Origin of the sequence: Winogradskyella sp., assembly GCF_025210595.1 — a bacterium.
Lineage (GTDB): Bacteria > Bacteroidota > Bacteroidia > Flavobacteriales > Flavobacteriaceae > Winogradskyella.
The window spans coordinates 13,874-33,026 of sequence record NZ_JAOARH010000088.1 but is presented as its reverse complement, the minus strand read 5'-3'; the positions used below and the strand labels follow the sequence as shown (position 1 = coordinate 33,026).

The window sequence follows — 19,153 nt, the reverse complement described above, 5'->3', positions numbered from 1 at the left end:
TTATTTAACTCCATTGGTGCTGCACTTTGCTCCATTACTAAATAACGACGCATTTCTAAAATTATAGATAATGGATTAATACTTACAGGGCATTCTTCTACACACGCATTACAGGTTGTACATGCCCAAAGCTCTTCGTTAGTAATATAATCTCCTAAAAGTTGTTTTCCGTCATCTTTAAATTCTCCATTATTGGCATCAATATTTTTGCCCACTTCTTCTAGACGGTCTCTTGTGTCCATCATTATTTTACGAGGCGATAACTTCTTGCCAGTTAAGTTTGCAGGACAAGATGATGTACAACGGCCACACTCTGTACATGTGTAAGCACTCAATAACTGTATTCTGTTTAAATCCATTACATCGCTTGCTCCAAACTTAGCAGGTTCTTCGTCTTCAGCTCCCTCTGGTGCTGCTGCAAAAGGATCTGCATTAGGGTCCATCATTAGTTTTACCTCATTTGTAACAGCTTCTAAGTTATTTACTTTTCCTTTTGGTTCTACACTTGCGTAGTATGTATTTGGAAATGCTAAAAGGATATGTAAATGTTTAGAGAAGTATAGATAGTTTAAGAACACCAAGATTCCAACAATATGTATCCACCATGCTGTACGCTCTATTATATGAAGTGTATCTGGATTATCGCCAAACCAAGATGCCATAAATTGCGATATAATGTTACCATGTCCTAAAGCTTGAAATGATGTATCTGTAGCATTCATTACTAAGAACAAAGTCATTAAGACCATTTCGAAATAAAGAATAAAATTACCGTCATTTTTTGGCCAACCCGTCATCTCAGAACTTAAAAAGCGCTTTAGCTTTATTGCATTTCTACGTATCCAAAACACAATAACAGCTACCAATACTAATATTGCTAAAATTTCAAAAGAACCAATTAAAAACCCATATACCGCTTTTGGTAAAACTTTTAAACCTATACGATGTGTACCAAAAAGTCCATCAATAATAATTTCTAAAACTTCTATATTAATGATAATAAAACCTACATAAACAACGATATGAAGTATACCTGCTATAGGGCGTTTTACCATTTTACTTTGGCCAAGTGCAATGCGCACCATATTTCGCCAACGCTCGGCTTTATTATCACTGGTATCTGTTTCTCTTCCGAGTTTTATATTTCGTATTAGTGCTTTAATATTTCTTACGAAATAACCAATTCCTAAAACTAGGATAATAGCAAAAATTATATTTGGTATGTATTGCATTTTAAAAAGGTCTAATTCTTTTGATCTTTAGTTGGTGCTTGATACGGAATTTCTTTTTTAGATAGTATTCTTCTGTATCTTGCTGGGTGTAATTTTATATCTAAAAGCAACTCTTCCATTTCTTTTGAAGCAGCTTCTAGATTATTGTATAGTGCATCATCGTTAATCAACTTTCCTATAGTACCATCATTACTATTAACAGAAGCTAAAAGTGTATTAATAGAGGTCAGTGATTCATCAAACTTTGTAATAGTTTTTGCTAATTCAATATCTTTTAAATCATTCGATAGCTTAGATAAGTTTTCGCTAGTAACATTAAAGTTATTTAAAATTGTAGCAATTTTATTATCATTTTCCTTAATCACACCTTGCACAGAATTAGAAAGTGTTTTAAATGATTTTAATGTAGCGTTTAATTCTGCAATGGTGCTCTTTAAACCAACATTGGACTCATCTACTACTAATGCATTAAGACTGGTCATTAAAGTATCTGCTGAACGAATAGTACTGTCTAAATCTGCACTTAGGCCTGTAAAATTCTTCTTTAAAGAAGTAATAAGGCCTGGTTGTATTTCTGAAACAATATAATCGCCTGGTTTTGCCATTTCACCATCATTTGCATTTACTATAGCAAGTGCATTGCCACCCATAATGCCTGTTTCATATAAACGAATGACACTGTTTTTAGAGAACTTTAATTGTGGACTAACAGAAAATTCCACTCTTGTTTTTCCGGTTTCATATATATAATCAATAGCTTCAACTTTACCAATGCGGTTTCCTTTTACAGTTACTGATGAAGATGTACTGAGTGCATTATAATCGAACTCAGTGTAATAGGTATCTTGATTTGAAAACAAGTCACCTCCACTTAAAAACGTAAATAAGTATATAAATAATGCTATACCAGATAATACAAGTACTGCTACTTTAACTTCTCTAGAAATTTTCAACGGATTTAGATTTGATTGAAAACAAAATTAACAATAATTCTATTAATAATGTTTCTAATTAGTAGCAGATTTTAGTGCTTCGGATACATCTATACGCTCTCTTTCTTTATAAGCAACTATAAAGGCATCTTTGTAACCTTTAGCTTTTGCATTTTTTTGCAGTTCTTTTATTTTATTATAATCTGAAGTAGATCCGTAATAATACTTATAAATTCTACCAATTTTTTCTCGGGAAATTTCAGACAATCCTCTAAAGTTATATGATTTTGGCTCAAGAGCTTTAGAACTTGCAGCGATTTGAACTTTAAATGTAATACTATCATATATTAAAGGTGATTCTTCAACAATTTCAGTATTATTACCGGTTTCTGATGCAATGTCAGAATCTAGAATATTGCTACCTACGTTTTGATCTATTTCTTTCTTATAAGCTATTATAGCATCTTTAATAGCTTTTGCCATTTTAGACTGTCCTGCTTTTGTGTTTAAATAAGCCCCTTCTTTATTATTAGTTAAGAACCCAACTTCAACTAAAACACTTGGCATATAGGTATTTCTTATAACCAGAAGGCTAGCCTGCTTTAGCCCTCTACTCTTTCGCTTTGCTTTATTAATAAAATTATCTTCAATTTTACGCGCTAAAACGATACTTTGCTCTACATATACTTCTTGTTCTATACCAATAGCTATTGTAGATTCAGGAGAACTAGGATCAAAGCCTTCGTAATGCTCTTCATGATTTTCTTCAAGAAAAATCACTTCATTTTCGCGTTTAGCAACTTCAAAATTACGTGCGGTATTCTTTTCACCTAAAACAAAGGTTTCTGTACCAGAAGCTTGTGAACTATGCGCATTACAATGTATAGAAACAAACAGGTCTGCATCAGCCTTGTTAGCGATATTAGCTCTCTCATATAACTCTACAAAGACATCTGTTTTTCGCGTGTAAATAACTTTAATGTCATTATTTTTCTCTAACGCTTTACCAACTTGTAATGTGACATTTAAAGCAATATTTTTTTCTTTATACCCATTACCAAGATTTCCAGAATCATGACCTCCATGGCCTGCATCTAAAACCACAACAAATTTATCGTCTTGTGCTTGTAATGGTTCAAAGCATGTTAAAGAAGTTATAAAAATAAGTACTAAGAATACTATTATATATTTTGGCTTCGTTTGCATATTTAATTTAACGGTTTATAAACTCGAATTATTACGCAATATTGTAAGTAATATTCTATATTTAAACTTTAGACATTTAATAAGAAAATCACAAAAAAATATCTGTACTTTTGGCGTTTCAAAAACCGAGCCATACTTTTACAAAAATACATTTAAAAGGATTGCGTACAAATAGCCTACACATACTTTTTCTATTGAGTTTTACAGTGTTTATCAACACTTTTAGCTTTGCACAGGAATTACCAAAAAAGAACGAAAGTATTCCTGTTGAGCAAAAAAAGGATACAACATCTGTAACTAAAGATGCTGTAAATATCTCTGCAGATTCTTTATTAAACAAACCTTTAAACACAAAAGAAGTAGACTCTACTAAACAAGATTCTGTAAAAAAGGAAGGGTTTTTAAAAGATATTGTAACCTACAAAGCCAAAGATTATGTTGCTATAAACCAAAAGAAGCAACAAATTCGTTTATACAACGAAGCCAAGGTACTCTATGAAGATATGGAGATTTCTGCAGGTGTTATTGTTATTGATTATAGCAAAAATTTAGTTTATGCAGGTCGTTTAAAAGACTCAACAGGCTACTCTCAAAAACCAGTATTTACTCAAGGTGCCAATGTTATTGAGCCAGACTCTATTATTTTTAATACCGACTCTAGAAAGGCTTTAATTTTTAACTCTGTTACTGAACAAAGTGGTGGAACAGTAATAGCAGAACGCACAAAACGAGAAAACGATTCAGTATACTTTATATCTAAAGGAAAGTTTACAACTTCTGAAAACCTTGATGACCCAGAGTATTACATTAAAATGAATAGGGCTAAAATTGTTCCTGATAAAAAGATTGTAACTGGGATGAGCCAAATGTACATCTATGATGTACCTACTCCTATTGCTATACCATTTGCTTATTTTCCGATGTCTAAAAAGCAAACCTCTGGTATTATATTCCCTTCGTTTGGTGAAGACACTGGTAATGATAGAGGTTATTTTTTACAAAATGGTGGTTATTATTTTGCCATAAGCGATTATGTAGATCTTGCTGTGCTGGGTGATTATTACACCAATGGAAGTTATGGTTTAAGAATAGAAAGTAATTACGCTGTACGCTACAAGTTTAGAGGTAATTTTAGCTTTAGATACGAAAACCTTTTAAATAGTGAACGTGGTTTTCCTGATTTTAGCAAGAGTACCATATATAATTTAAGATGGTCGCACACTCAAGATACTAAGGCCAATCCAAACTCAAGGTTTTCTGCTTCAGTCAACTTAGGTAGTAGTCAATATTATAGGCAATCTATAAACCAAGTTAACCTAAACAATTCTTTAACTAACACTTTGGCTTCTTCGGTATCGTATTCTAAAACATTTCAAGGAGAGCCTCAGGTTAATTTAAGTTTAACAGCATCTCATAACCAAAACACCAATACTGAAGCTATTAATTTAACCTTACCAACACTACAAGCTTCAATGACAAGAGTCTATCCTTTTGCGCCAAAATCTGGTACAAAAAAAGGAGCTATACAAAACATTAACTTTCAGTTAAACACCAGAGGAGAGTATCGTATACAAACAACAGATTCTTTATTTGGTAAAAGCGAAATGTTTGATGATGCACGTGCTGGCATGCGTCATTCTATTCCTGTCACTACAAACTTTAAACTATTTAAGCATTTTAGCACAAGTGTTAATGCTAATTTTGATGAAACCTGGACATTAAAGACCGTAAAACGAAATAATATTTTAGAAAGCGAAACTTCTACACCTATTGAAGTAAACGGTTTTGATCGTTTTTTAACTTATAATTTTGGAGCAAGTATTGGAACAACCGTATATGGTATGTTTAATTTTAAGAACAAAGACAATGATCCAAAAATACAAGCTATAAGGCACGTTATGCGACCATCTATTAGCTATAGTGTTTCACCTGCTTTTGACCAATATTACGAAACCTACGATGTTATTGCTGCCGATGGCACTACGAGTGATCAGGTAGAATATACACGTTTTGAAAATTCGCTACTTGGCTCACCAAATAATCGTTACTCGAGCAATATTGGTATTTCTGTAGGTAATAATTTTGAGGCCAAAGTACGTGCTAAAGATTCTACCGAAACCGAGCCTAAAAAGGTAATGTTACTTAATAACCTAAACCTTTCTACAGCATATAATTTAGCTGCTGACTCACTAAACTGGAGTCCATTACGAGTTACTGGAGGCACACAGATTCTTAATAAGAAGATGAACATTAACTTTGGCATGACCTTAAATCCTTATGCCCTAGATAATAACAATAATCTTATAGACACCTATAATATTAATAATGGTGGTAGTTTATTTAGATTAACCTCAGCTAATTTAAATATTAGTTATAGCTTAAATAATGATAGCTTTTCTGGCAAAGAAACAGACGATGAAAGAGACGAAGAAGCAGACAGACGTTCTGCAAATGCCAATGCACGTGCAGATGATCTCTTTGGTGTCTCTCAAGATTATGCTGACCAACGTCTTAATGACAGAAAAAAAGACAAGGACAAAGAAGATGAAGACAACAATGAGTTTTATAATTATGCCATGCCTTGGAGCATAAGATTTGCTTATGCAACTAATTATACAAACACAAGGAGGCAAGATCAAATATCCTCCCATTCTTTAATGTTTTCTGGTGATATAGAGCTATCACCTCGATGGTCTATTGGTTTTTCCTCTGGTTATGATTTACTAAACAAAGGTGTAACACCTACCCAATTGCGTTTTGAACGTGATTTACTGAGTTGGAGAATGAATTTTTCAATTGTACCAATAGGTGTTAATACCTCATGGAATTTCTTTATAGGTATTAGATCTAATTTATTGAAAGATTTAAAATACGATCAACGTCGCCAACCAGACCGACGATTAGGTAATTAGATTTTTTCTAGATAAAACCACTTTAAACAATGAAACAGATTATTAATACACCTCACGCACCTGCACCTATAGGACCATACAATCAAGCCGTGTTAGTTGGTAATACATTATACACTTCTGGGCAAATAGCCTTAGATCCAAAAACTATGGAATTAGTTATGGATTCTATAGAAGTAGAGACTAAACAGGTTATGGAAAATATGAAAGCCGTTTTAGCTGCTGCTGACATGACATTTGAAAACGTTATAAAAACATCTATTTTTATAAGTGACATGCACAACTTCTCAAAAATTAATACTGTTTATGCTAAGTACTTTGATGAAGCTACAGCACCAGCAAGAGAAACTGTAGAAGTAGCTAATTTACCTAAGTTTGTTAATGTAGAAATAAGCATGATTGCTATTAAATAACTAGAGTTGTATAAAATTTAATCCTCAATTTATTTACAACAGGTTTCGGCATAAACATTTTATACATTTCTGCAATTCCTTTTCAAAATCCTATTTTTAAGCTATCTGCTTTTAAAATAACTCTCCTACTCCCTTAATTCAGGCATAAGACTATCTAATCAATTAAAAATCAGAGGTTAAATTTAAAATTATTATCTTTCTCACTAGGAAAAAGCAATCCTTAACTGTTATATACATGTAGATGACGCATAACCTTTTTATTAAAGTTATTATCTGCATCATAATCAATCTAATTAACACCACCAATTATGAAAAAAACATTCTTTCTTTTGCTTGCCCTTGTCTTAATTGTTTCCTGCTCTAAAGATAAATCTGATGATAGTGCTTCTGGCGACTATAGTATTTCTGGAAAATTTGTTACACCAAACGGTATAGATCCTGTTTCTAAGGCTAGTGTAAAATTGTATAAAGATGGTACTCTCGTAAATGAGACTATTACTGATAGCGAAGGAAATTTCATATTAGAAAACCTATCTAAAGACAGCTATGAGTTATCCATATCTAAAGGACAATTTAGAACATCAACCTCAGTAAACCTTAGCGATCTTATTGATACTTTTACTTTTAATTTAGATAATTTACCTATAGATCAACTACCATCTATTGCGGTTGTAACTGGAAGTTATGACCATATTGAAGAAGTTTTATATAACATAGGCTTAGTAGACCCTACAACTGGCGAGCCACTTTTTGATATTATTGACGGACATGATGTTATGGATCGTAATCCTAATCATACAGACCATGGTCATCACCAAAACACAAGCATTGCAAACCGAACAAACCCTATGTTAGAACCAAATGTAGATTTTGGTTTTGGTGATTTTATTCAAGATCCAGATTTATTAGACAACTATGACATTATCTTTTTAAACTGTGGGCTGAATGAAAGTATGGCAGAATTTAGTAATAATCTTACCAATTTTATTAATAATGGCGGCTTAATGTATGCAACAGATTGGGCATATAAATATCTAAACGATATTACAGCAGATGGCACACAATACATGAGTTTTTACGACCCTTACAAAAGCGGAGATTCTTTATCTACAGATGCTCAAATTCTTAATCAGGATTTAATAGACTGGCTTTCTCTTAATTATAATATTAATATTCCTAATGCTACAGTAACTATAGATGAGTTTTTGTCTGGATGGCAAGTAGTAGACACATACGATTCTGCTACTGTATTACCATGGCTTTATGGTCCAGTAGAATATGATGGTATTAGTGAAGACAAACATTTAGCATATACCTTTTTACATGGTGATGGTGGCGTATTATATTCATCATTTCATACAGAAAACAACACCTCAGACGCTACAACCGTAGAACGTTTAATGCAATATATGGTATTTGAATTAGCAGATATGAAGATTACAGCTGAATAATGGTTAGGTTATTTACTGTCTAAAAAAACGAGGTTTCGCTATTAGTAAAACCTCGTTTTGCAATAATATAGGGCAATATTTCTCTAGTCTATAAAATTAAGTTTCACAGCTATTACCAATACAGAAACTATAATTGTAATTACAGCGCTTACAAAAAACCTAAATCCTTTGGTAGAAATTTGTTTTTGATCTAGTGCTGATTTAGCGTTGAATTCTCTAATAGTGTGCTTATAAATAGCGTCTCGCCCAAAACACAACTTAACGACAGGAAAAGCCACTAAAAATGAGAGTAACCCAGCAAACTTACCTATGACTCTTCCTGAGCGTCTCCCAAAAGCATTTCTAAACAGCTTACTAAGCGATTTTTCAAAATCTGGAAAGAACGTAATCAGTAAAAAGAAAGCGCTCATTAGAAACAACACTAAAGCAATGGTAGATAATATTGTTCCCATTTTTTGAGCTGTATGCGCTTTTCCTTTAGGTTTTAATTCATAATACTGATTGCAATACAAAGCTTTAATTACATTCATAAGTTTTAAGTTTAATATCCTCTTAGTACTTTTAGTTTTTCTTTAGCTTTCTTAAACTTTTCCATTTTTTCTGTTCTAGAGTAGAAATCAACTAAAGTTGCTAATACTGCTGTATTGGTGTTATCTAAATCAAAAGTTTTTTCTAACGCTATAATTGCTTTTTCGTTTAAAAGATTCACTTCTTTTTTATAAGCATCATACGAGGCATCGTCTAAATCTTCTTCAACCATTTGCCTTTGTAGGGTTGCCGATTTTTCGACATACAACGTTGCAATACCATATTGTGCCATTATATTTTTAGCATTGCATTTTAGAGCTTCATCATAATTGTATACAGCTTTATCATAATTTTTTTTATCTGTATACAGATTACCCAAAAAGGCATACAAAATGTCATTGTTTGGTTCTAAAACTACAGCCTTCTCTGTTACTAATATTGCATTTTCTAAATCTCCCTTTTTATAATATAAATCTGCACTATACTTTAAAAATTGACTGTTTTTAGGAAATCTTTTATGAGCTTCTTCAACATGTTTAATTCCATTATCAATACTATCCGTTATCATATAAACAGATACCAAAAGCTCGTAGTTAGCTTCTGCTTTGTAGTCTTTTTTAATGAGCTCTTTAAGAATAGGAATGGAATGATGATAAGCCTTTGTATCTATTGAATCTAAGGCTTCTTGAAAGCGCTTTAGATTTTCGGTTTGCGAGTTAACAAACATTGACGTACTCAACAAAAGAGTTAAGCCTAAAACTATCTTTTTCATGATATCATTTTCTATTAATTAAATAAAAACTATTGTTACACTACATTCATCACATTATTTAAAAACAATAAATCACAATGCTTTATTCTGTATAAAATATTGGTTTTGTTTTTATAATGGTTGGCTTTTAATAACCTTACAAATCAATTCAAAAAATATATACAAACAAATACGACAAATTGCGTATTTTTTAAACTTCTATAATAATGGTGCATAAAAAAGCCCGAAGCAAAAACTTCGGGCTTTATATAAAACATTATTCGTAATCTATTCATCAGGATGCATAAAACGTTGTTTTCCTAATAACTCATCATCTGTTTCTACCACATCTTCATCTGGCACACAGCAATCTACAGGACAAACTGCAGCACACTGAGGTTCTTCATGAAAACCTTTACACTCTGTACACTTATCTGGCACAATATAGTACAACTCATCACTTACAGGTTCTTGAGTTTCATCTGCATCAACTTGTTTACCATTAGGTAACACAATTGTACCATTTAAACTTGTTCCGTCAGAGTAGCGCCAATCATCAGCACCTTCGTAAATAGCAGTATTAGGGCATTCTGGCTCACAAGCTCCACAATTAATACATTCGTCTGTGATTATAATTGCCATAGTAATTTTTACTTTTTAATTATGTAATTTTGCAACTGCAAAAATAAAGCCAAAATGGCGTTTTACCAAACACTACATGGATTTACAACGAAGAATTAACGCTTTCTCAAAATTAGGCACTTTTTTAGGTCAATTTTCTACTAATGGAATTAAAAAAAATAATGCTATTGAAGCCAATGAATTATTTTTTGATGGTTTTAAACACCAAATTAAATTGGCCAATGAGCACAATGGTTGGTTTACCGAATCTAATGTTCTTTTTAGTACAGAGTCTTGGGCTAAAGCGCTAACTGAAACTAATATTAACAAGTGGTTAAACACTTATGAGATTAATACTATTACACCGAAGACTATAGCCATAATTATGGCTGGAAATATTCCGTTAGTAGGCTTTCATGATTTTTTATCAGTACTAATCTCTGGGCATAATGTATTAGTAAAACAATCGTCTAACGACAAACACCTTCTCCCCTTTTTAGCAAAGTATTTAGAAGTTATTGAGCCTGAGTTTAAAGGTAAAATAACTTTGACTCATGATAAGTTAGAAAATTTTGATGCTGTTATTGCCACTGGCAGCGATAACACAGCACGTTATTTTGAGTATTATTTTAAAGATAAACCATCAATTATAAGAAAAAACAGAAACTCAGCAGCAATTCTTACAGGTAATGAAACCAAAGAAGAATTAGAAGCTTTGTCTGATGATATTTTTAGGTACTATGGCTTAGGCTGTAGAAATGTATCTAAAATATTTGTGCCAAAACATTATAATTTTGATGCGTTTTTTAATGCGATATATAAATGGCATCCTGTAATACACGAAGCCAAGTACGCTAATAATTATGACTACAATAAGGCTGTATATCTAATGAGCGAATTTGACATGCTAGAGAATGGCTTTTTAATGATAAAAGAAGACCAAAACTATGCATCACCTATTGCAACATTATTCTACGAATTTTATGACTCAAAAGATCACTTGTCTCAAAAAATAATTGAAGACACAGATAAAATTCAGTGCATTGTTTCTAAAGGATTTACAAAAAATGAAGTCAACTTTGGTGAAACTCAAAAGCCTGAGCTTTGGGATTATGCAGACAATGTTGACACTGTTGAATTCTTGTTAAAAATTTGATTCAAAAAATTATTAATTTATTAATGTATTATAGGCAATAAATTAGCACCTTTGTAGTAGTTATTAAACCTAAAATCAATCTATTTCTGATATCAGAAATGAAACTATACTTTTCATGAAAAAACATAATTTTAGTGCTGGACCTTGTGTATTACCAAAATCAGTAATTGAAAAAGCCTCAGAAGCGCTTTTAAATTTTGATGAAGGCTTATCTCTAATAGAAATTTCGCATCGTAGCAAACCATTTGTAGATGTTATGGAAAATGCGAGAGCTTTAGTTTTAGAACTATTAGGTCTTGAGGGTAAAGGTTACAAAGCCTTATTTTTACAAGGTGGTGCGAGTACGCAATTTTTAATGGTAGCGTTAAACCTTTTAGAAAAAAGAGCTGGTTACCTTAACACAGGTACTTGGAGTGATAAAGCTATAAAGGAAGCTAAAATTTATGACGATATTTATGAAGTAGCCTCTTCAAAAACTGCAAACTTCAATTATATTCCAAAAGGTTATGATATTCCTGAGGATTATGATTATTTCCACTGTACCTCTAACAATACCATTTTTGGAACACAAATGAAGAGTTTTCCAAACTCACCAATTCCTATGGTATGTGATATGAGTAGTGATATTTTTTCACGTCAACTAGATTTTTCTCAATTTGATTTAATCTATGCTGGAGCTCAGAAAAACATGGGACCTGCAGGAGCAACACTTGTTGTTATAAAAGAAGATATCTTAGGAAAAGTATCTCGAAAAATCCCTTCAATGATGGATTATAAGATTCATATTGGTAAAGGCAGTATGTTTAACACTCCACCTGTATTTCCGGTATACGTTTCTATGTTAACCTTAGAATGGCTAAAAGAAAAAGGAGGTATTAAGGCTATTGAAGAAGAAAATGACAAAAAAGCTAGATTAATTTATTCTGAAATAGATTTAAACCCTCTATTCAAAGGGTATGCTGTTAAGGAAGATCGTTCTATAATGAACGCTACATTTACTTTAGAAAATGAAAACCTTAAAGAAACCTTTGATGCTATGTGGAAAGAAGCTGGTATTAACGGCTTAAATGGTCATAGAAGTGTTGGTGGCTATAGAGCATCTATGTACAATGCTTTATCTCTAGACAGTGTTAAAGCACTTGTAGAAGTAATGAGCGAATTAGAAAGAAAGGCATAAATCTTTTATTTCTGTCTTAACAGAAATCTAAAACAACAAAAATTAAAATGAAAGTATTAGCAAACGACGGTGTTTCTCAAAGTGGCATCAATGCATTAGAAGCTGCAGGTTATGAAGTTTTAACAACAACAGTTGCTCAAGAGCAATTGCAAAACTACATCAATGAAAATGACATTTCAGTACTTTTAGTAAGAAGTGCAACAAAAGTTAGAAAAGATATTATAGACCATTGTCCAAACCTTAAAATTATTGGTCGTGGTGGTGTTGGTATGGATAATATAGATGTAGAGTATGCCAGAGAAAAAGGACTACATGTTATTAATACACCTGCAGCATCTTCACATTCAGTTGCTGAGTTGGTTTTTGGGCATTTTTATGGTTTAGCAAGATTCTTACACAATTCTAATCGCGATATGCCATTAGAAGGTGATAAAAACTTTAAAAGCTTAAAGAAATCTTATGCTAAAGGTGTTGAATTAAAAGGAAAAACACTAGGTGTAATTGGTTTTGGTAGAATTGGACAAGCTACTGCTAAAATTGGAATTGGAGCAGGAATGAATCTTGTTGCTTATGATCCTTTTATTGAAAATGCTGAGTTAGAGTTAGACTTTTTCGATGGACAAAAAATGAAATTTGATATAAAAACCGTCTCTAAAGAAGAGGTTTTAAAACAAGCTGATTTTTTAACACTACACGTACCAGCTCAAAAAGACTATGTTATAGATGAAGCAGATTTTAACAGCATGAAAGATGGTGTTATTATTGCCAATGCTGCACGTGGTGGAGTTGTAAATGAAGTGGCTTTAGTAAATGCTATAGAAAGCGGCAAAGTTGCCAGAGCTGCTTTAGATGTTTTTGAAAAAGAACCACAACCAGAAGTTCAATTATTAATGAATCCTGCTCTGTCGTTAACACCGCATACAGGTGCTGCAACAAACGAAGCACAAGACAGAATTGGTGAAGAATTAGCAAATCAGATCATCAATATATTAGGTTAACAAAATTAAATTGTGACCTAAATATAAAAAATGAGTCCTAATAATGTTAGGGCTTTTTTTGTACCTTAATAAACTAAAATTATTAATCTAATATTATAAATACAATGGCAGGAATTTTTGACTTATTAAACAGTGATTTAGGAAAAACTATAATTAGTGGTGTTTCTGGCTCAACAGGAACAGATCAAAATAAAACAAGTAGTGTATTAACTATGGCACTACCTGTACTTATGAAAGCAATGGAACGTAATGCCTCTACTCCAGAAGGCGCACAAGGACTTTTAGGAGCTTTAAGTGGTAAACACGATGGCAGCATTTTAGATAACCTTGGTGGTTTGTTTGGTGGTGGAGTTGATGAAACCGTAACCAATGATGGTAGTAAAATTTTAGGTCATATTTTAGGGAACAAACAACAAGGAGTTGAGCAAGTTATTGGTCAAAAATCTGGTTTAGATGCAGGATCGGTAGGTAACATTCTAAAAGTAGCGGCTCCTATATTAATGGGTGTTTTAGGTAAACAAACACGTCAAAACAATGTAAGTTCTCAAAACGACTTAACAGGATTGTTAGGAGGTTTGCTTGGTGGAGCTAGCAATAGTGGACCAGTAACTAATGAACAAACTTTCTTAGAAAAGGTATTAGACTCTGATGGTGATGGTAGCGTTATTGACGATGTTGCTGGTATGGTTCTTGGAAGCTCTAAAGATAAAGGTGGAATAGGTGGACTTTTAGGTGGTTTGTTTGGAAAATAAACCTAACTTTTTTTAAATATTTTAAAGCAGCTCTAATGAGTTGCTTTTTTTATTTACTAAATAATACACACTAAAGCAGAGTATCATTAAACTAACCCAAAAACCTATTTCACTTATTAGCCTTTTAAATTTAATAAACTTTGGTTTTACTTTGCTTTATAAACAATATGAAAAATTATTAATATCTTTATAATGTTATGAAAAAGTTTATTCCATTTATCCTCATAATAGCCTTAATAGCTAGTTGTAAATCCTATAATAATAGTCAGACTATTAATAATGGTAATAGCAATGAACTTGCAGAAAATGACACAATATCCATTAGTAGTGATGAAACCGATTATGAAATTATTATTATAGAACCAGGTTTTAATGGCTGGCTTGTGAGTACAGCACGTCCAAGAGGTTACTATTCACAGAGTTTTCTAGAGAATAGAAATTTTCTATTAGTACAATCTTGGAATCAGAGAAACCTACAGCCTTACACTTATGATCCTAGTTTATATCAATTACGAATTGACTATGATCAAAATACAGACTATGGATACGAAGTAAATTATTTACTTTATAATTATTTTATATATTTTCAAATAAAATATAAGCAACAACTAACATCTTTTTATCCTAGAATTTAATGTAAATTTGTAGCATTCTTAATAATGCTATGGAGAAATTTAAAAACCATTGGGAAATACAACATAATTGGCAATTATTGTTTCCTTTTTTGGGTCTAGTAGGTTTAGGATATTCTGCTTTTAAAATAGCAAATGGTCTTTTAAGTAATTATGGATTACTAATTACTATTATTGCTGCTACAATTATTTTTTATGCGCTTTTAAAATTAACATTATTCCTTTTTAAAAAGCTAGAAAAAAAATGGATTCTTGACTATAAATGGGAAATGATTCGTGTTTTTTTAGTGTTTGCTATCACAGGCTCATCTTCTGTCTTTGTCGGACGACCAATAATAAAACTTTTAGGAATTACTAAAGAAAACTTAAATCCTGTTATCTACTGGATTTTATTTATTATCATTGGACTTATTTTCTATCAAATTCTGTTAGTTACTTTTGGGTGGCTATTTGGACAATTTAAATTCTTTTGGGAATTTGAGAAGAAAATGTTAAGACGATTTGGCTTAAAACGCTTTCTAGATTGATAATAAGATCTTACATAAAACATGTGCATAAAATACTTTCAGTAGTAGTAATACTAACTATATTATTACCATCTGGTGTTAAGTTATCTCATGTTTTTAATCATCATAAGCACGACGTCTGCTCAAATGATAATGATAGCGATACTCATTTTCACGAATTTGATTTAGACTGCGAATTTTACAAGTTTAAATTAAACACCAACTATTACAATGACTTTTATGCTTATAAAGTCTTAATACAAAATGAATTTAGCAAGATTAATACTTGCTCTTACAACTTTTTAAGAACACATAAGCAAGATACTGCTTACCTAAGAGGACCGCCTACTCTAGCCTAAGACTTTAACTTAACACATTTTATAATTTATAAACTGGGTAAATAAATTACCTAAAAGTAACCTTTACTATAAATATATAGCTATGAGGCTTTTTGCTATATTCATATTTTTTATATGCTTTTTCACAAGTTCCGCACAAGACTGTAAATCAATATTTCTTGGAGAACTTAAAGACTTTCACAACAGCACACCAATAGTTGGTGCAACTGTATTTATTAAAAATTTAAATAAATATGTTACCTCAGATGTTTTCGGAAAGTTTAAAATAGAAAACTTATGCAAAGGCGAACTCACGTTAGAAATTTCTCATGTTGGTTGTGAAACCAAAACGGTTACTTACATTATAGAAAGTGATATTTATAAAAGTATTGCATTAGAACATCATATAGAAGAACTTACTGAAGTTACAATAGCAGGAAGTTCTAAACTTGAAAAAACAAGTATTCAACAATCTATATCTAAAAAAGAGATAGCATCCTTTACAGATAAATCATTAGGAGATGCCTTAAATACTGTGAGTGGTGTATCGTCTTTAAACACAGGAAACACCATTGTAAAGCCTATGATACATGGCTTACACAGTAGTAGGCTTTTAATTGTTAACAACAATGTACGTTTGTTCGATCAAGAATGGGGAGATGAGCATGCACCAAATATTGATATAAATTCTGGTGGACGTATAGATGTTATAAAAGGAGCTAACACACTTATTTATGGTAGCGATGCTATAGGTGGATTAATTTTAATTCGTCCACAAAACTATACAGCTAAAGACAGTTTATTTGGTAGCACATCGTTGTCTTTGAACTCTAATGGTTTGGGAGGAAATATTAATTCTGAATTGGTAAAAACCTATGAAAACGGGTTTTATGCCAGAGCCCAAGCCAGCTATAAAGTTTTTGGAGATTTTGAAACAGCTGATTATAACTTATCAAATTCTGGCATAAAAAGCATTAATGCTTCTGCCCGAATAGGATACAAATCTTTTGAAAAAGGATTTGATGCTTATTATAGTTTTGTAGATAACACCATTGGTATTCTTAGAACATCTCATATTGGCAATGTTGGCGATTTGGTAAGAGCCATTGAAAACGAAACACCAGAATATATCGATGAGTTTTCTCATCATATAGATAATCCTAAACAAGAAATTATTCATCATTTAGGTAAAGTAGAAGCTTACAAGCGCTTTCAAGGATTAGGAAAACTCACTTTACAGTATGATTTTCAAATTAATAGACGAAAAGAATTTGATTTAAGACGTGGAGACAGAAAACATATTCCTGTTATAGATCTTAGATTGTTTACAACGTCTTTACAACCTAATTTAAGAATAGATGCTGTAGACAAGTTAACTCTAAACACTGGCTTTCTATTGCGTTATCAACAGAATGATGCCATTTCTGGTACAGGTGCTAATCCTTTAATTCCTGATTTTGAAAAGTATGATGCAGGAATTTATGCTACTGGAAGTTATAAATTGAATACGCTTACTGAAATTAGTACCGGATTTAGATATGATTTCTCTCGCATTGATGCTGAAAAAAGATATAGAATAGCTGATTGGGACGAAACATATAATTATGATGAATTATTTCCAGAATTTAATACTGGTGTGATCGAAGATTCTAGATATATAACAAAACCAGAATTTACGTTTCATAACATTTCTACGAGTTTAGGCATCACAAAACAGTTTAATAATGATTTTCAAGTATTAGTTAATTATGGATTAGCCTCAAGAACACCAAATCCCTCTGAATTATTTAGCGACGGATTACATCATAGTGCTGCTAGATTAGAAATTGGTAGATTAACAATTACTAAAGAAGTAGCAAATAAATTTGTAGCTTCTATAGAACGAAACAATCAAAACTTTGGGTTTGCTGTTAGTCCTTACTATAAGCATATTAATGATTTTATTCAACTAATACCTACAGGTATAACAACCACAATACGTGGAGCTTTTCCTGTTTGGGAATACAATCAGGTAAACGCCAGAATATTTGGAGTAGATATAGATGTAAATAAGAAAATCTCTAATCATTTTAATTACACTGGTAGTTTAAGCTTATTACAAGGAGATAACTTGTCTGAAAACATTCCGCTTATTCATATGCCTTCAACAAATTTTTCTAATGCAATAACCTACAAAAACGAAAAACTCAACCAATTAAGTATTGGTATAAAACAAAACACTGTATTACAACAAAAAAGATATCCAAATTACAATTTTTTTACGTTTGATCCTGTACTACAAGATAATGTCTATGTAGATATAAGTTCAACACCACCTGCCTACACTCTATTTAGCTTTAATAGCTCGGCAAACTTTAAAGTATTTAAAAACTCTACATTAAATGTAGCTTTTAATGTAGAAAATCTGTTTGATGTTTCTTACAGAAACTACTTAAATAGATTGCGCTACTTTGCTGATGATTTAGGCAGAAATTTTAACATAAAACTTAAACTCAATTATTAACAAAAAATATGTCACATTATAAATTAAAAACTATGAAAACAAACTCAATTAAATTACTAGCCTTATTCTTTATTACAAGTTTAACTTTTACAAGCTGTTCAAGTGATGATGATGGTGATGATCACGATCATGAAGAAGAATTAATCACAACAGTGATTTATACATTAACAAACAATGCAGACAATACAGATGTTGTTACATTAACCTTTACAGATTTAGATGGAGAAGGTGGAAATGAAGGAGTTTATACACCTGCATTAGCAACATTATCTGCTAATACCACATATTCAGGAGTAATTCAATTATTAAATGCTACTGAAAATCCTGCTGAAGACATCACTGAAGAAGTTGAAAATGAAGCTGAAGAACATGAGTTTTTCTACACATCTTCAATTACAGATGTTAATATTTCTAAAGACGATACAGATGCTGATGGTAATCCTCTTGGTATAGAAACTACAGTTGTAACTGGTATGGCAGGCACAGGTAGCCTCACTGTAATTTTAAAGCACGAACCTACAAAACCAAATGACGGAACATCTGCTGGTGCTGGAGGTAGTACAGATGCACAAGTAAGCTACGCTATTGCTGTACAGTAGCACTTTTCTTTGTAATACAGATAAAAAAATGGCTGAATATAGATTCAGCCATTTTTTTAATCAAACTTTTAAAGTCTTATCCTCTTCAGGGTTTAATATAAAAGTATATAACCACATTAGTGAAAATGTTGGTACGACGTCTAAAAATGGTAAAGCCTCTTCTATAAAAGTAATCACAGCTGCTACTTTTCCTTTTTTTCCTTTATACATTTTTGTCATTAAATAGGCTGATAAAGGAGCCCAAACAAGATCAAAAAGCGGAAAAATTAATGACACATAACCTAAAGCATCAAAGAATAAACTTAGCACAAGTGTTTTGTATATATTCATGTAAATTTAAAGTATTAATCTATTAAGTATATAGCAATAAGTATTCCAAAACCCTTGCTTACCAGCAAGTTTACTTAAATCTCTTAACACAACCTTAAAGTTTTTAACGTTTAATTAAG

General features: G+C 31.8%; 19 protein-coding genes. 12 read left to right on the top strand and 7 right to left on the bottom strand.

The window, feature by feature from the left end:
- From N4A42_RS09435 to N4A42_RS09425, 3 genes are all read right to left on the bottom strand, one after another.
- Nucleotides 1–1,232, bottom strand: a 1,232-nt coding sequence (locus N4A42_RS09435; protein WP_294073252.1) for a (Fe-S)-binding protein, incomplete at its 3' end; no start/stop codon positions are given.
- A gap of 11 nt (nucleotides 1,233–1,243) precedes the next feature.
- Nucleotides 1,244–2,185, bottom strand: a complete 942-nt coding sequence (locus tag N4A42_RS09430) for an MlaD family protein (RefSeq protein ID WP_294073250.1) — start codon at nucleotides 2,183–2,185, stop codon at nucleotides 1,244–1,246.
- 54 nt (nucleotides 2,186–2,239) lie between these two features.
- On the bottom strand, nucleotides 2,240–3,370 hold the full coding sequence (locus tag N4A42_RS09425) for an N-acetylmuramoyl-L-alanine amidase (protein ID WP_294073248.1): 1,131 nt from the start codon (nucleotides 3,368–3,370) through the stop codon (nucleotides 2,240–2,242).
- 110 nt (nucleotides 3,371–3,480) lie between these two features.
- On the opposite strand from N4A42_RS09425, the gene N4A42_RS09420 reads away from it, so the two are divergent.
- The 3 genes from N4A42_RS09420 (at nucleotide 3,481) to N4A42_RS09410 (ending at nucleotide 8,143) form a co-directional block, all read left to right on the top strand.
- Nucleotides 3,481–6,282: a putative LPS assembly protein LptD gene (locus tag N4A42_RS09420; protein ID WP_294073246.1), complete on the top strand. Its 2,802-nt coding sequence runs from the start codon at nucleotides 3,481–3,483 to the stop codon at nucleotides 6,280–6,282.
- 29 nt (nucleotides 6,283–6,311) lie between these two features.
- Nucleotides 6,312–6,692 (top strand): Rid family detoxifying hydrolase, encoded by a 381-nt coding sequence (locus N4A42_RS09415; protein WP_294073244.1) that lies wholly within the window; start codon nucleotides 6,312–6,314, stop codon nucleotides 6,690–6,692.
- Nucleotides 6,693–7,000: 308 nt separating this feature from the next.
- Nucleotides 7,001–8,143, top strand: coding sequence for a carboxypeptidase-like regulatory domain-containing protein (locus N4A42_RS09410; protein ID WP_294073242.1), 1,143 nt, complete (start codon nucleotides 7,001–7,003; stop codon nucleotides 8,141–8,143).
- Between the two features lie 83 nt (nucleotides 8,144–8,226).
- Here the strand turns inward: N4A42_RS09410 and N4A42_RS09405 are convergent, their stop codons facing one another.
- The 3 genes from N4A42_RS09405 to N4A42_RS09395 form a co-directional block, all read right to left on the bottom strand.
- Nucleotides 8,227–8,673 carry a hypothetical protein gene (locus N4A42_RS09405; RefSeq protein ID WP_294073240.1) on the bottom strand — a complete coding sequence of 149 codons (447 nt, stop codon included), beginning with the start codon at nucleotides 8,671–8,673 and terminating at the stop codon, nucleotides 8,227–8,229.
- 11 nt (nucleotides 8,674–8,684) lie between these two features.
- A complete protein-coding gene (locus tag N4A42_RS09400) occupies nucleotides 8,685–9,443 on the bottom strand; it encodes a hypothetical protein (protein WP_294073238.1) in 759 nt (252 codons plus the stop codon).
- A 267-nt stretch (nucleotides 9,444–9,710) separates the two neighbouring features.
- Nucleotides 9,711–10,064 (bottom strand): 4Fe-4S dicluster domain-containing protein, encoded by a 354-nt coding sequence (locus tag N4A42_RS09395; RefSeq protein ID WP_294073236.1) that lies wholly within the window; start codon nucleotides 10,062–10,064, stop codon nucleotides 9,711–9,713.
- 76 nt (nucleotides 10,065–10,140) lie between these two features.
- On the opposite strand from N4A42_RS09395, the gene N4A42_RS09390 reads away from it, so the two are divergent.
- The 9 genes from N4A42_RS09390 to N4A42_RS09350 all read left to right on the top strand — a co-directional run bounded on the left by N4A42_RS09390 (nucleotide 10,141) and on the right by N4A42_RS09350 (nucleotide 18,704).
- A complete protein-coding gene (locus N4A42_RS09390; protein WP_294073233.1) occupies nucleotides 10,141–11,199 on the top strand; it encodes an acyl-CoA reductase in 1,059 nt (352 codons plus the stop codon).
- A gap of 115 nt (nucleotides 11,200–11,314) precedes the next feature.
- Nucleotides 11,315–12,376, top strand: a complete 1,062-nt coding sequence (serC, locus tag N4A42_RS09385) for a 3-phosphoserine/phosphohydroxythreonine transaminase (protein ID WP_294073231.1) — start codon at nucleotides 11,315–11,317, stop codon at nucleotides 12,374–12,376.
- A gap of 47 nt (nucleotides 12,377–12,423) precedes the next feature.
- Complete coding sequence (locus N4A42_RS09380) at nucleotides 12,424–13,374, top strand: D-2-hydroxyacid dehydrogenase (protein WP_294073229.1); 951 nt, start codon at nucleotides 12,424–12,426, stop codon at nucleotides 13,372–13,374.
- Nucleotides 13,375–13,478: 104 nt separating this feature from the next.
- A complete protein-coding gene (locus N4A42_RS09375; protein WP_294073227.1) occupies nucleotides 13,479–14,126 on the top strand; it encodes a DUF937 domain-containing protein in 648 nt (215 codons plus the stop codon).
- Nucleotides 14,127–14,323: 197 nt separating this feature from the next.
- On the top strand, nucleotides 14,324–14,761 hold the full coding sequence (locus tag N4A42_RS09370) for a DUF6146 family protein (protein ID WP_294073225.1): 438 nt from the start codon (nucleotides 14,324–14,326) through the stop codon (nucleotides 14,759–14,761).
- Between the two features lie 29 nt (nucleotides 14,762–14,790).
- Nucleotides 14,791–15,285, top strand: coding sequence for a DUF6787 family protein (locus N4A42_RS09365; protein ID WP_294073223.1), 495 nt, complete (start codon nucleotides 14,791–14,793; stop codon nucleotides 15,283–15,285).
- A 23-nt stretch (nucleotides 15,286–15,308) separates the two neighbouring features.
- Nucleotides 15,309–15,623: a hypothetical protein gene (locus N4A42_RS09360; protein WP_294073221.1), complete on the top strand. Its 315-nt coding sequence runs from the start codon at nucleotides 15,309–15,311 to the stop codon at nucleotides 15,621–15,623.
- Between the two features lie 82 nt (nucleotides 15,624–15,705).
- On the top strand, nucleotides 15,706–18,105 hold the full coding sequence (locus tag N4A42_RS09355; protein WP_294073219.1) for a TonB-dependent receptor plug domain-containing protein: 2,400 nt from the start codon (nucleotides 15,706–15,708) through the stop codon (nucleotides 18,103–18,105).
- A 32-nt stretch (nucleotides 18,106–18,137) separates the two neighbouring features.
- Nucleotides 18,138–18,704 carry a type 1 periplasmic binding fold superfamily protein gene (locus tag N4A42_RS09350; protein ID WP_294073217.1) on the top strand — a complete coding sequence of 189 codons (567 nt, stop codon included), beginning with the start codon at nucleotides 18,138–18,140 and terminating at the stop codon, nucleotides 18,702–18,704.
- A 60-nt stretch (nucleotides 18,705–18,764) separates the two neighbouring features.
- On the opposite strand, the gene N4A42_RS09345 is transcribed toward N4A42_RS09350, so the two are convergent.
- Entirely contained in the window at nucleotides 18,765–19,034 is a 270-nt protein-coding gene (locus tag N4A42_RS09345) for a hypothetical protein (protein ID WP_294073215.1), read from the bottom strand.
- Nucleotides 19,035–19,153: the final 119 nt, after the last annotated feature.

Excerpts from the sequence above, each read along its gene's own strand:
- N4A42_RS09425 (WP_294073248.1), bottom strand. The coding sequence starts at position 3,370 with ATGCAAACGAAGCCAAAATATATAATAGTATTCTTAGTACTTATTTTT.
- N4A42_RS09415 (WP_294073244.1), top strand. The coding sequence starts at position 6,312 with ATGAAACAGATTATTAATACACCTCACGCACCTGCACCTATAGGACCA.
- N4A42_RS09410 (WP_294073242.1), top strand. The coding sequence starts at position 7,001 with ATGAAAAAAACATTCTTTCTTTTGCTTGCCCTTGTCTTAATTGTTTCC.
- N4A42_RS09405 (WP_294073240.1), bottom strand. The coding sequence starts at position 8,673 with ATGAATGTAATTAAAGCTTTGTATTGCAATCAGTATTATGAATTAAAA.
- N4A42_RS09400 (WP_294073238.1), bottom strand. The coding sequence starts at position 9,443 with ATGAAAAAGATAGTTTTAGGCTTAACTCTTTTGTTGAGTACGTCAATG.
- N4A42_RS09395 (WP_294073236.1), bottom strand. The coding sequence starts at position 10,064 with ATGGCAATTATAATCACAGACGAATGTATTAATTGTGGAGCTTGTGAG.
- N4A42_RS09390 (WP_294073233.1), top strand. The coding sequence starts at position 10,141 with ATGGATTTACAACGAAGAATTAACGCTTTCTCAAAATTAGGCACTTTT.
- serC (WP_294073231.1), top strand. The coding sequence starts at position 11,315 with ATGAAAAAACATAATTTTAGTGCTGGACCTTGTGTATTACCAAAATCA.
- N4A42_RS09380 (WP_294073229.1), top strand. The coding sequence starts at position 12,424 with ATGAAAGTATTAGCAAACGACGGTGTTTCTCAAAGTGGCATCAATGCA.
- N4A42_RS09375 (WP_294073227.1), top strand. The coding sequence starts at position 13,479 with ATGGCAGGAATTTTTGACTTATTAAACAGTGATTTAGGAAAAACTATA.
- N4A42_RS09370 (WP_294073225.1), top strand. The coding sequence starts at position 14,324 with ATGAAAAAGTTTATTCCATTTATCCTCATAATAGCCTTAATAGCTAGT.
- N4A42_RS09365 (WP_294073223.1), top strand. The coding sequence starts at position 14,791 with ATGGAGAAATTTAAAAACCATTGGGAAATACAACATAATTGGCAATTA.
- N4A42_RS09355 (WP_294073219.1), top strand. The coding sequence starts at position 15,706 with ATGAGGCTTTTTGCTATATTCATATTTTTTATATGCTTTTTCACAAGT.
- N4A42_RS09350 (WP_294073217.1), top strand. The coding sequence starts at position 18,138 with ATGAAAACAAACTCAATTAAATTACTAGCCTTATTCTTTATTACAAGT.
- N4A42_RS09345 (WP_294073215.1), bottom strand. The coding sequence starts at position 19,034 with ATGAATATATACAAAACACTTGTGCTAAGTTTATTCTTTGATGCTTTA.